Here is a 12,464-nt window from a genome sequence, read left to right as displayed (position 1 = left end):
TCCAGGAGGGGTTGGGGGAACGAGGGGCGTCAGCCGAGCGGTACGGCGAGGTAGCGGGTCTCCAGGAACTCGTCGATGCCCATCCGGCCGCCCTCCCGGCCGAGGCCGGAGTGCTTGACGCCGCCGAAGGGCGCCGCCGGGTTGGACACCACGCCCTTGTTGAGGCCGACCATCCCGGTGTCCAGGCGCTCGGAGAGCCGCAGCGCCCGGTCCAGGTTCTCCGTGAAGAGGTAGGAGACGAGGCCGTACTCGGTGTCGTTGGCCGCGGCCACGGCCTCCTCGTCGTCCGAGAAGGCGAGCAGCGGGGCGACCGGGCCGAAGATCTCCTGGCTGAGCATGGCCGCGTCGGCGGGGACGTCGGTGAGCACCGTGGGGGTGTAGAAGTACCCCTCGCCCGGGGCGTGTTCGCCGCCGGTGAGGACCTTGGCGCCGCGCCCGACCGCGTCCGAGACCAGCTCGTCGACCTTGCCCCGGCCGGCCTCGTCGATCAGCGGGCCGACGTCCACGCCGGGCTCGGTGCCGCGGCCGACGGTGAGCGCGCCCATCCGGGCGGCCAGCCGCTCGGCGAACTCGGCGGCCACGCTCTCGTGGACGTAGAGCCGGTTGGCGGCCGTGCAGGCCTCGCCGATGTTGCGCATCTTGGCGGCCATCGCGCCCTCGACGGCCTTGTCCAGGTCGGCGTCGGCGCAGACGATGAAGGGCGCGTTGCCGCCCAGCTCCAGGGAGACCCGCAGCACCTGCTGGGCGCTCTGCTCCAGCAGCAGCCGGCCGATCGCGGTGGAGCCGGTGAAGGACAGCTTGCGGATCACCCCGCCGCGCAGCAGCGGCTCGACCACCTCGCCGGGCCGGTTGGTGGTGAGGACGTTGAGGACGCCGGCCGGGACGCCCGCCTCGGTCATGATCGCGGCCAGCGCCAGCATGGTCAGCGGGGTCTGCTCGGCCGGCTTGACGATCATCGTGCAGCCGGCCGCGATCGCCGGGCCGATCTTGCGGGTGCCCATGGCCAGCGGGAAGTTCCACGGGGTGACCAGCAGCACCGGGCCGACCGGGCGGCGCATCACGATGAAGCGGTCCCTGCCGTCCGGGGAGGTCTGGTAGCCGCCCTCGATCCGGACCGCCTCCTCGGAGAACCAGCGGAAGAACTCGGCCGCGTAGGCGACCTCTCCGCGGGCCTCGGCCAGCGGCTTGCCCATCTCCAGGGTCATCAGCAGGGCCAGGTCCTCCTGGCGGTCCAGGAGCAGCTGGTAGGCGCGGCGGAGGATCTCGCCGCGCTCGCGCGGGGCGGTGGCCGCCCAGGCCTCCTGCGCGGCTCCGGCCGCTTCGGCGGCGGCCTCGGCGTCCTCCGCGCCGGCGTCCGCGACGGTGCGCAGGGTGCGGGCCAGGGAGGGGTCCTCGACGGGGAACTCGGCACCGGACGCGGCCGGCCGCCACTCGCCGCCGATGAACAGCCCGTCGGGGACGGCCGCCACCACCGACCGCTCCCGCTCCTGCTGTGTCTGGTCTGCGCTAGCGGTGCTCAAGGTGCTCTCCCTGATTGCTCGTCGACAGCGGCGGAATTGCATGCTTGCATGGATGCAGGTTGTTGACAATCCTACGAAGTACCCCCCATGTTGATCCGAGGTCGAACCGAGCACCGCCACTCCACAGGAGCTGACCCCATGAGCGCACTCTCCCCCGTCCTCAAGCAGGCCACGCCCGTGCTCGCGGAACGTGGCGAAGGCGTCTACCTGTACGAGGAGTCGGGGCGCCGGCACCTCGACTTCACCGCCGGCATCGGGGTGACCTCGACCGGCCACTGCCACCCCAAGGTGGTCGCGGCCGCCCAGGAGCAGGTCGGCAGGCTGGTGCACGGCCAGTACACGACCGTCATGCACAAGCCGCTGCTGACCCTCAGCGAGCGGCTCGGCGAGGTGCTGCCGGCCGGCCTGGACTCGCTCTTCTTCGTCAACTCCGGCAGCGAGGCCGTGGAGGCCGCGATGCGGCTGGCCAAGCAGGCCACCGCGCGCCCCAACATCGTGGTCTTCCAGGGCTCCTTCCACGGCCGCACGCTGGCCGCCGCGTCGATGACCACCTCGGCCACCAAGTTCCGCTCGGGGTACGGGCCGCTGATGCCGGGGGTGGCGATCGCGCCCTTTCCCCACGCCGCCCACTACGCCCGGTACGGGATGGACGAGGAGGCGGCCACCCGGTTCGCGCTGCGCGAGCTGGACGAGCTGCTGGCCACCGTCAGCGCGCCCGCGGACACCGCCGCCTTCATCGTCGAGCCGGTGCTCGGCGAGGGCGGGTACGTCCCGGCCAACTCGGCCTTCCTCCGCGGGCTGCGGGAGCGGGCCGACCGGCACGGCATCCTGCTGATCCTCGACGAGGTGCAGACCGGCTTCGGGCGGACCGGGCGGTTCTGGGGCCACGACCACTTCGACGGCCGGCCGGACATCCTGGTCACGGCGAAGGGCCTGGCCAGCGGCTTCCCGCTGTCCGCGATCGCCGCCCCCAGGGCCCTGATGGAGAAGGCCTGGCCGGGCTCGCAGGGCGGCACCTACGGGGGCAACGCGGTGGCCTGCGCCGCCGCCATCGCCACCCTGGACGTGATCCAGGAGGAGAAGCTGGTGGAGAACGCCGCCGAGCGGGGCGAGCAGCTCTTCGCCGGGCTGCGCGAGGTCGCCGCCGCCCACCCGGCCGGCGGCCGCGGCGGGATCGGCGACGTCCGGGGCCTGGGCCTGATGGCCGGCACCGAGTTCACCACCGCCGACGGGGAGCCGGACGGGGCCACCGCCGCCAAGGTGCACGCGGCCGCCGCCGAGCGCGGGCTGCTCCTGCTGACCTGCGGGCCGCGGGGCGAGGTGGTCCGGATGATCCCGCCGCTGGTGGTCGACGCCGAGCAGATCGACGAGGGTCTGCGGCTCTGGCGCGAGTCGGTGTCCGCGGTCCTCGGCTGAACCCGGCGGCGGCCGCGCGTACTGCCGGTACCCGCACCGTCCGCACTAACCTGGCGCCCCGGCCGGCCGACGCCCGCCGGGGCGCCGTCGTACCGCACCGACGAAGGAGTCGTCCGCCCATGTCAGCACCGACCGCAGCGACCGGATCGACCGCGGGGGCGGCCGGGCCGCCGCGTCCCGACGTGCCGGACGCGGAGACGCTGGCCGCGCTGGAGCGGGCGCTGCGGGCCGCGGTGCCGCGTGGCGAGGTCGCCTTCGGCCGGCGCAGGCGGGCCGAGTACGCCCAGGACGCCTCCACCTACCGGCAGGTGCCGAGCGCCGTCGTACTGCCCGCCGACGCCGGGGAGCTGGCCGGGGCGCTGGCCGCCTGCCACCGGCTCGGCGTCGCGGTCACCCTGCGCGGGGCCGGCACCTCCATCGCCGGGCAGGCGGTCGGCGACGGGGTGGTCGTCGACACCTCGCGCAGCCTCAACCGGATCCTGGAGATCGACCCCGAGGCGCGCACCGCGCGGGTCGAGCCCGGGCTGGTGCTGGACCGGCTGCAGGAGGCCTGCAAGCCGCACGGGCTGCGGTTCGGCCCGGACCCCTCCACCCACGCCCGCTGCACGATCGGCGGGATGATCGGCAACAACGCCTGCGGCACCCACTCGGTGGCCTGGGGCAGGACCGCCGACAACATCGTCGAGCTGGAGGTGCTGACCTACGACGGCGAGCGGCTGCGGCTGCGCTCACGGGACGCCGAGGAGCTGCGGAAGGTGATCGACGGCGGCGGCCGGGCCGGCGAGATCCACGCGTCCCTTCGCGACCTTCGGGACGCCCATCTGGCCATGCTGCGCACCGAGTTCGGGCGCTTCCGCCGCCAGGTCTCCGGCTACAGCCTGGAACATCTGCTGCCGGAGCGCGGCTTCGACCTGGCCGCGGCCCTGGTCGGCACCGAGGGGACCTGCGCGGTGGTGGTCTCGGCGACGGTGCGGCTGGTGCCGCTGCCGGCCCGGCGGACCCTGGTCGCCCTCGGCTTCTCCGATCTGCCGGCGGCCGGCGACGCCGCCCAGCACGTACTGCGCCATCAGCCCATCGCCTGCGAGGGGCTGGGCGGCGACCAGGTCGCCGCGCTCCGGCGGAACGTCCCGGACGCCCGCCCCGAGGAGCTGCTGCCGGACGGCGCCGGCTGGCTGCTCTGCGAGTTCGGCCACGAGGACGCGGCACCCGACCCGGAGGCCGAGCGGAAGCGCGCCGAGGAGCTGGCCGAGGCGCTGCGTCGGGGCACCGGCGCGATCGACGTACGGCTGGTGCGGGACCCTACCGAGCAGGCCGCGCTCTGGCGGATCCGGGAGGACAGTTCCGGGCTGGCCACCCGGGCCCCGGACGGTTCCGAGGCCTGGCCAGGGTGGGAGGACTCGGCCGTACCGGTCGAGCGACTGGGGGACTACCTGCGGGACCTGGAGCGGTTGCTGGCCGGCCACGGGTTGCAGGGCACCCCGTACGGGCACTTCGGCGAGGGCTGCGTCCACATCAGGATCGACTTCGACCACGGTACGGAGGAAGGCGTCCGGAACTTCCGCTCCTTCATCCGGGACGCGGCCGAGCTGGTCTCCCGGCACGGCGGCACCCTCTCCGGGGAGCACGGGGACGGGCAGGCCCGGGCCGAGTTCCTGCCGGTGGTGTACAGCGAGGAGGCGATGGAGGCCTTCGCGGCCTTCAAGTCCGTGTGGGACCCGGGCAATCGGCTCAACCCGGGGATCCTGGTCCATCCGCGTCCGGTGGACGAGCGGCTGCGGATCCGGCCGGGTCACCGGCCGACGCTGCCGATGACCACGACCCTGGCCCTGGCCGAGGACGACGGGGACCTCAGCAAGGCGCTGCGCCGCTGCGTGGGGGTCGCCAAGTGCCGCACGGCCTCGGGCGGGGTGATGTGCCCGAGCTACCGCGCGACCGGGGACGAGAAGGACTCCACCCGGGGGCGGGCCCGGGTGCTGTACGAGATGGTGCAGGGCGAGGTGATCACCGACGGCTGGCGGTCCGAGGAGGCCGTCGAGGCGCTGGACCTCTGCCTCTCCTGCAAGGGCTGCAAGAGCGACTGCCCGGTCGGGGTCGACATGGCCTCGTACAAGTCGGAGTTCCTCCACCAGCACTACCGGGGGCGGCGGAGGCCGGCCTCGCACTACTCGCTGGGCTGGCTGCCGCTGTGGGCCCGGCTGGCGGGGGCGGCACCCCGGCTGGTGAACCGGGTGACGCGGAGCGCGGGGGCGGTGTCGCTGCTGAAGAGGGCGGGCGGGATCGCGCCCGAGCGGCCGGTGCCGGCGTTCGCCGAGCGGCGGTTCCGGAAGTGGTTCCGGGGGCGGGGGACGGCGCCGGTCCCGGCGCCCGCTCCGGGCAGCCGGGGGAAGGTGCTGCTCTGGCCGGACACCTTCACCGAGTTCATGTCGCCCGAGGTGGGACGGGCGGCGGTGGAGGTCCTGGAGTACGCGGGCTTCGAGGTGGTCCTGCCGCCGGACCGGCTGTGCTGCGGGCTGACCTGGCACACCACCGGCCAACTCGACGTCGCCAAGCGGGTGCTGGCGCGGACCCTGCGGTCCGTCGACCCCTACCTGCGGGAGGGGGTGCCGCTGGTCGGCCTGGAGCCGAGCTGCACCTCGCTCTTCCGCAGCGACGCGACGGAGCTGCTGCCGGACGATCCGCGGGCGCGGCGGCTGGCCGAGCAGACGGTGACGCTGGCCGAGCTGCTGGACCGGGAGGCGGCGGACGTCGACTTCGGCCGTCTTGAGGACGTCACGGCGCTGACGCAGACCCACTGCCATCAGCACGCGACCCTGGGCAGCCGGGCGGACGACCGGGTGCTGGCGCGGATCGGTGTGGACCCGGGGCGGCTGGACTCCGGATGCTGCGGGCTGGCGGGCAACTTCGGCTTCGAGGCCGGGCATTACGAGGTGTCCGTGGCGGTGGGGGAGCAGGCGCTGCTGCCGGCGCTGCGGGCGGCCGCGCCGGACGCGGTCGTCCTGGCGGACGGCTACAGCTGCCGCACGCAGATCACGCAGCTGTCGGACCGCCGTCCTCGCCATCTGGCGGAGCTGCTGCGGGACGCGCTGCGGCGGGGCGCCGGGGCTGCCGCCCCGGACCCCGCTCGGCTGCCCCGGAAGTAGGCCCGAAGGGCCACTTCAGGGGCGCGGGGAACTGCGCGGCCAGCGCCGCAGCCTGCCGCACCCGGCAACGACTACCGGATTGCAACCCGGACTCCGTTGTCGAGTACAGACCGTAAGTGGCCAGGCGCGCAGTTCCCCGCGCCCCTGGATGCGCCCTTCGGGCTACATCCCGGGGCGCTGGGGCCGCAGGCGTCAGGCCGACGCGGTCGCGAGCTTCTTGGCGAGTTCGCGGGCGTCGGAGTGGGCCTTGGCCTTGGCCGCGTCGGCCTTGTCGACCAGGTCGGCCATCGCCGGGTTGGAGCGGGCCAGGGTCAGCTCCGGGAGGATGTACTCGACCTCCATGCCGAACATGCCGGTGAAGACGGCGCCCAGGTAGTTCTGGACGTACTCGAAGCTCTCCCGCGGGGTGCCGGGCGCGTAGGAGCCGCCGCGGCTGGCCACGATGACGGCCTTCTTGCCCTTGAGGGTGGACTCCGGGCCGGAGGTGCGGCCCATGATGATCACCTGGTCCAGCCACGCCTTCAGGGTGGACGGGATGGTGAAGTTGTACATCGGCGCGCCCACCAGCACGACGTCCGCCGACTCCAGCTCGCGGGCCAGCTCGTCGCGCAGGGCGAAGGCGGCGGCCTGCTCGGGGGTGTGCTGGTCGGGCGCGGAGAAGCCGGCCAGGGCGCCGTGGACGTCCAGGTGCGGCAGCGGCTGGGCGGCCAGGTCGCGGTGGATGACCTTGCCCTCGGGGTGGGCGGCCAGCCACTCGTTGCGGAAGATGTCGGTCACCTCGCGCGAGGAGGAGCCGCCGAGCGGGTAGAGGGAGGAGTCGATCTGCAGAAGAGTGGCCATGCTGGGTCCTTGGTCGCTAGGTTGTTGAAAACAGGACAATGTCCTGGCGTAACTGTACCTCCTTACTTTTCTGCAGCGCTGCCGAGCGCTCAGCCCGCTTCGTGGGAGAGGTGGAGGTCCATGTCGTCCCGGCCGGAGCCGGCGATGGTCACCGTCGTGGCGACCGGCGGGTAGCCGGCCGCGACCACGGTGAAGTCCTCGCCGGCGAGCCCGTCGAAGGCGTAGCGGCCGTCCGGGCCGGTCAGGTGGAGGCCGACCACCTGGCCCGCCGAGTCCAGCAGAGACACCCGGGCCTCCGGCAGCGGGCGGCCCACCGGGTCGGTGACGGTGCCGCGGACCGCGGCGGCCGGGGCCAGCACGGCGTCCTGCCGGGTGGGGCCGCCCGCGGTGACCTCGACCGGCACGGCGGAGGGACGGCGTCCGGCACGGGTGAGGGCCAGCACATACCGTCCGGGGGCCAGCTCGGGCAGCCGGTAGCCGCCGTCCGCGCCGGTGGTGGCGGAGCCGACCACCTCGCCGTACGGGTCGGCGGCCACCGCGAGGACGCCGGACAGCGGGCTGCCGTCCGGGTCGGTGACGGTGCCCGCGAGGCCGCCCACGCCCGCCAGCGAGAGGTCGACGGCGATCGGCGCTTCGGCGGCCAGGGAGACGGTCGCCGCCTCGGGCTGGTGGCCCGGGGAGGAGGCGATCAGCACGCAGCCGGTGCCCGGCCCGGCGGCCGGCAGGGGGAGCCGGTAGAAGCCGGTGGAGTCGGCGGTGGCGAGGCCGAGTTGGCGGCCCGTCGGGTCGATCGCGGTGACCGAGGCGTGGGGCACGGGGGCGCCGCCGGTGCCGAGCACCCTGCCGTAGACGCCCGGGCCGGCCGGACTGCCCTGGCCGCCATGGCCGCCCGCGGTCGCGGAGGCCACCGGGGCCGCGAGGGTGGCCGGAGCGGCCGGTGCGGCGGCGGCCGGCAGGGGGGACGTCTCCGTCCCGGCCGGGTTCGCTGCTGGGCGGGGCGAGCGGCGGGGGAGGAAGGCGGCGATCAGCACGCCCACCGCGACCGCCGCCGTGGCGATCAGGAACGAGAGCCGGAAGCCGTGGAGGTTCGGCTGCGGCCGGCCGGCGAAGACCGTGGTGTTGTGCGCCAGCACCATGCCGACGATCGCGCTGGACACCGAGGTGCCGATGGAGCGCATCAGGGTGTTGAGCCCGTTGGCGGCGCCCGTCTCGGAGGCGTCGACGGCACCGATGATCAGCGTCGGCAGCGAGGAGTAGGCGAAGCCGATGCCCGCGCCCACGATGATCGTGATCAGCGCCACCTGCCAGACCGCGTTCATCAGGCCGAGCCCGGCCCCGTACCCGGCGGCGATGATGACCAGGCCGAGGATCAGCGAGGTCTTGGCGCCGCGGGCGGCCGTCAGGCGCGCGGAGAGCGGCGAGACCAGCATCATCGCGAGGCCCATCGGCATCACCGTGAGCCCGGCCACCACCAGCGACTTGCCCAGGCCGTAGCCGGTCCCGGTGGGCAGCTCCAGCAGCTGGGGCAGGACCAGGGACATCGCGTAGAAGGCGACGCCGACCATGATCGAGGCGAGGTTGGTGAGCAGCACCTGGCGGCGGGCCGTCGTCCGCAGGTCCACCAGCGGGTCCCGCAGGCGCAGCTCAAGCACTCCCCAGAGGAGGAGGATCAGCACGGCGGCGCCGAAGAGGCCGAGGGTGGTGGGGCTGCCCCAGCCCCAGTCGCTGCCCTTGGTGATCGGCAGCAGCAGGGCGACCAGACCGGCGGTGAGGCCGATCGTGCCGAGGACGTCGAACCGGCCCGGCGCCCGGTACGCGGACTCCGGGACCACCAGCAGGATCAGCGCGATGGAGACCACGCCGACGCCGGCCGAGCTGTAGAAGAGGACGTGCCAGTTCGCGTGCTCGGCGATCACCGCGGCCAGCGGCAGGCCGATGGCGCCGCCGATCCCGATGGAGGAGCTCATCAGCGCCATCGCGGAGCCGAGCCGCTCCCGCGGCAGCTCGTCCCGCATGATGCTGATGCCGAGCGGGATGGCGCCCATGGCGAAGCCCTGCAGCGCCCGGCCGGCCACCATCACGGTCAGCTGCGAGGTGAAGGCGCAGACCAGCGAGCCGACCACCATCAGCGCCAGGCTGACCAGCATCATCCGGCGCTTGCCGAAGAGGTCGCCGAGGCGCCCCATGATCGGCGTGGCGACGGCGCCGGCCAGCAGGGTCGCGGTCATCACCCAGGTCGCGTTGGAAGCGCTGGTGGAGAGCAGCACCGGGAGCTGGGCCACCACCGGCACCAGCAGGGTCTGCATGATCGCCACCACGATGCCGGCGAAGGCGAGGACGGCGATCATCCCGCCGCCCTGGGCCGGCCGCACGGCTCCCGGCTCCCCCGGGGCGGCCGAGGCACCCCTGGCCGCCTGGTGGGCGACCGGATCGGGGCGGCCGGAGGCTGCCGCGGGCGGTCCCGCGGCTCCGGGGGAGCGATCGGCGGTCCGGGCGTGAGTGGTCATACGTGCGGCCTCCGGTGGCGACAGCGGGCTGGCAGGGCGACACCGTGCGTCGGTCTCGCGGGCGCGCGCCGGTGCGGCGGCGCGCGGCGGCACGGCGTCGTGACGCGGTGTGCGACGGTTCGTCGGCGGGCGGCCGGGCGGCCGGACGGCCGGGCCCGGCCGGGTCGGTCGGGGGCGCCGGTGCCGGCGCCGCGAGAGCAGGAATGATCTGGCGGGGGCTCGCATTCCCCTCGGCGTCGGCCGACTCCGCTGCTTTGACCGCTTCCTGATGGATTGTCGTGACTTCTGAGCCCGCTGTGTGACGCGTCTCACCTCTCCGGCCTCTTCGGCCCTCCGGCGCCTGGAGCCGGGGCCCGGGGCCCGGAAGAGGTCAGAGCGGGACGACCGCCCAGACCACGGTCCCCCGGTCGGGGAGGGCGGCGTCCTGCGACTCCGGGGCGGGCGGGGCACAGCCGTGCGGGGTGCCGCCGCCGGCCGGGAAGGTGCCCCAGCGCTCGGCGAACTCCTGCACCAGCATCAGGCCCCGGCCGTCCTCGCGTTCCAGCGGCGGGTCGGGCGCGGTCGAGCGCCGCGGGGGCGCCCCGAGCGGCAGCGGCCAGCCGCCGCCCTGGTCGCGTACCGCGATCCGCAGGCGGCGGACCGGGATCAGGGACAGCCCGAGGGTGACCGAGGGGGCCTCGGCGCCGAGGGCGTGGGCGCTGCCGTGGGTGACCGCGTTGGCCATCAGCTCGTCCACCACCAGGGCCGCCTGGAGGAGCAGTTCGGGATCGGCGTCCGGGCAGCGCAGCCGCACCGCGCGGCGGAGCTGCGTGCGGGCGTAGGGCACGGAGGACAGCACGGCCGGCAGAGACAGCAGCAACTGGAGCGAGGGCCGGGCCGGGGAGGAGGCGATCCGCCCGCCCGGCAGCTCCATCTGCGGCAGCCGGCCGGCCGGGCAGGCGGCCTCGGCGGCGGCTGCGGGGCCGCGGCGGTCGGCCCGGCGGGGGCGGACGGTGGTCGGGACGGCGCCGATGCGGGCAGCGGTCCGGTGAAGTGGGGCGGGAGCACGGTCTCGTCCATCTCCGGCGGACCTACGGCAGCAGCCTGGCTGGTATCGGAGCGTTGTCCGTTCAGGCCGACCGCGCCAGTGGGGCTGCGGGGACTTTTCCGCGCGAGAGGGGACTTCCGGCCGGTCAGAGCCGTCATGGGGCGGGGCCGGGGAAAGGCACAACTCGCCCTCGCCGCGCAAGGATTCCGCCCTCGGATCACCCGTCCGGTGGGTAGCCGGGGCGGGTACCGGCCGGTCGGCGGCGGCCGCTCTACGGTGATCGCATTCAGACGGAGACCGACCACTAAGACCTCCGGGAGCACGTCATGACGGATGGTCACTCCCCCACCCTGCTGGACGAGTTGATGCGGCGCCGGATGTGGGGCTACGCCCGGTTCGCCCGCGAGTACCGCAAGGCCGCCGAGCGGCTCGGGGTGCCCGCTCACCCGCCGGAGGAGCGGCAGTTGAAGCGGTGGCGGTCGGGCCGGGTCGAGCGGCCGCGCTCGGCGGCCTGCGAGGTGCTGGAGGAGCTGTTCGGGCAGGCGGCGCCGGAGCTGCTGGCGCCACCCCGCTCCAGGCCGGCCGGGGCGGCGGCGGACGAGGCCGCGGGCGAGTCCATGGGCGAGGCCGCGGATCCTTGCGCGGGCCCTTTTCCGGGTCCCGGGGCCGGGCCGGAACCGGTGGCGGCCATCGAGGGCACCGTCACCGGGGGCGCCCAGCCGGTGGATGTGATCGGCATCGCGTACGCGCCGCCCCCGACGGCGGCGGACCCGCCCGGTCCGTCCGGGCCGCGGGTGCCACCCGGACCCCTCTCCGCCGGACGGCGGCCCGGCCGGGGCGCCGTGGGCCTTCAGGGCCCCGGCGCCGGCGGCGGCGAGTACGGCGCCCGGCGGCCCCGCCGCTCCGCGCTGCGGCTGATCGGCGGCGGTGCGATGGCGCCCCTGCTGGAGGCCGGTCCGGCCGCCGCCGGGGCGCTGGGCCGGGCGGTCTCGTCCGGGCAGTGCACCGCCGAGGCGCTCTCCTGGAGCCGTGAACTGGAGCGCACGGACGTCGGTCCGGGCACCCTGGCCCATCTGGAGGCGGCGGTGGACCGGCTCTGCCACGGCTACGCGGAGCTGCCGCCGGACGAGGCCAGCCAGCTCGCCCTCCTCTACCGGCGGCAGGTGGCGGCGCTGATGAGCGGCCGTCACACCATGCGCGAGGCCAGGGAGTTGGCGCGCTGCGCCGGCCTCCTCTCGGTGGTACTCGGCTGGCTGGCGCACGACCTGGGCGAGACGGTGGCGGCCGAGGCGTACTGCCTGGACGCGCGGCTGCACGGGGAGCACGCCGAGCTGCCGGAGGTCTGCGCCTGGGCGGAGGACTGCCGCTCCACGGTGGCGCTCTACGCCGAGCGGCCGGAGATCGCGCTCTCCGCCGCGCTGCGCGGACGCGCCTACGCCCCGGCGGGGACGAGGGCGGAGGTGAGGCTGGTCGGGCAGGTGGCCCGGGCCTGCGCACGCTCCGGCCGGGCGGACGAGTTCCGGGTGGTGATGGCGGAGGCGCGGGGGTTCCAGGACCGGCTGCCGGCCCATGCGGTCGGGCTGTTCAGCGCGGACGCGGCCCGGATCTCCTCGTTCGAGGCGAGCGGGCAGCGGATGCTGGGCCGGCCGGACCGGGCCCGGCGGGCGGCCGAGGAGGCGCTGCGGCAGTACCGGGAGGCGGGGGTCGGGGCGCCGGGGGGCGCGGCCGGCTCGCCCACCCGGCTGGCCATCGCGCTGCTCGACCTCGCCGGAGCCCGGGCCGCGGAGGGGGAGTTGGAGGGGGCGGTGGAAGCCGGCCGGGAGGCGCTGCGGAGCCCCCGGCCGGCCGAGGCGATCAACGTCCGGGCCGCTCAGCTGGCGAAGACCCTCCTCTCCACGTACCGGGGGGCCAGGGCGGCCAAGGAGTTCGCCGGGCTGGCCCGGCGGGCGGCGGCCCCGCGGGGCATCGGGTGACGCGATGTCCGGAGGAGCGGAGGAGCGGAGGAGCGGAGGAG

Annotated in this window: 7 protein-coding genes; 3 read left to right on the top strand and 4 right to left on the bottom strand. The window is 75.2% G+C overall.

Annotation, left to right across the window (positions count from 1 at the left end; genetic code table 11):
- Window positions 1–29: 29 nt before the first annotated feature.
- Window positions 30–1,472: an NAD-dependent succinate-semialdehyde dehydrogenase gene (locus BS73_RS19435; RefSeq protein ID WP_037574266.1), complete on the bottom strand. Its 1,443-nt coding sequence runs from the start codon at window positions 1,470–1,472 to the stop codon at window positions 30–32.
- 186 nt (window positions 1,473–1,658) lie between these two features.
- Here BS73_RS19435 and BS73_RS19430 point away from each other — a divergent pair, with 186 nt between their 5' ends.
- Both BS73_RS19430 and BS73_RS19425 read left to right on the top strand, forming a co-directional pair.
- Window positions 1,659–2,936: an aspartate aminotransferase family protein gene (locus BS73_RS19430; protein ID WP_037574263.1), complete on the top strand. Its 1,278-nt coding sequence runs from the start codon at window positions 1,659–1,661 to the stop codon at window positions 2,934–2,936.
- 119 nt (window positions 2,937–3,055) lie between these two features.
- Window positions 3,056–6,076, top strand: a complete 3,021-nt coding sequence (locus tag BS73_RS19425) for an FAD-binding and (Fe-S)-binding domain-containing protein (RefSeq protein WP_084704194.1) — start codon at window positions 3,056–3,058, stop codon at window positions 6,074–6,076.
- Between the two features lie 192 nt (window positions 6,077–6,268).
- Here the strand turns inward: BS73_RS19425 and BS73_RS19420 are convergent, their stop codons facing one another.
- From BS73_RS19420 to BS73_RS19410, 3 genes are all read right to left on the bottom strand, one after another.
- Window positions 6,269–6,916: an FMN-dependent NADH-azoreductase gene (locus BS73_RS19420; protein ID WP_037574259.1), complete on the bottom strand. Its 648-nt coding sequence runs from the start codon at window positions 6,914–6,916 to the stop codon at window positions 6,269–6,271.
- Window positions 6,917–7,005: 89 nt separating this feature from the next.
- A complete protein-coding gene (locus tag BS73_RS19415; RefSeq protein ID WP_084704193.1) occupies window positions 7,006–9,423 on the bottom strand; it encodes an MFS transporter in 2,418 nt (805 codons plus the stop codon).
- Between the two features lie 370 nt (window positions 9,424–9,793).
- Window positions 9,794–10,336, bottom strand: coding sequence for an ATP-binding protein (locus tag BS73_RS19410; RefSeq protein ID WP_037574257.1), 543 nt, complete (start codon window positions 10,334–10,336; stop codon window positions 9,794–9,796).
- Between the two features lie 440 nt (window positions 10,337–10,776).
- On the opposite strand from BS73_RS19410, the gene BS73_RS19405 reads away from it, so the two are divergent.
- Complete coding sequence (locus BS73_RS19405; protein WP_037574255.1) at window positions 10,777–12,423, top strand: hypothetical protein; 1,647 nt, start codon at window positions 10,777–10,779, stop codon at window positions 12,421–12,423.
- Window positions 12,424–12,464: the final 41 nt, after the last annotated feature.

Origin of the sequence: Phaeacidiphilus oryzae TH49, from assembly GCF_000744815.1 — a bacterium.
In the GTDB taxonomy this organism is placed as follows: Bacteria; Actinomycetota; Actinomycetes; order Streptomycetales; family Streptomycetaceae; genus Phaeacidiphilus; species Phaeacidiphilus oryzae.
The sequence above is the reverse complement of the archived record's forward strand: the minus strand, read 5'-3'. Positions and strand labels throughout refer to the sequence as shown.

Coding starts and splice junctions, on each gene's coding strand:
- BS73_RS19430 (WP_037574263.1), top strand. CDS start 1,659: ATGAGCGCACTCTCCCCCGTCCTCAAGCAGGCCACGCCCGTGCTCGCG.
- BS73_RS19425 (WP_084704194.1), top strand. CDS start 3,056: ATGTCAGCACCGACCGCAGCGACCGGATCGACCGCGGGGGCGGCCGGG.
- BS73_RS19420 (WP_037574259.1), bottom strand. CDS start 6,916: ATGGCCACTCTTCTGCAGATCGACTCCTCCCTCTACCCGCTCGGCGGC.
- BS73_RS19415 (WP_084704193.1), bottom strand. CDS start 9,423: ATGACCACTCACGCCCGGACCGCCGATCGCTCCCCCGGAGCCGCGGGA.
- BS73_RS19410 (WP_037574257.1), bottom strand. CDS start 10,336: ATGGAGCTGCCGGGCGGGCGGATCGCCTCCTCCCCGGCCCGGCCCTCG.
- BS73_RS19405 (WP_037574255.1), top strand. CDS start 10,777: ATGACGGATGGTCACTCCCCCACCCTGCTGGACGAGTTGATGCGGCGC.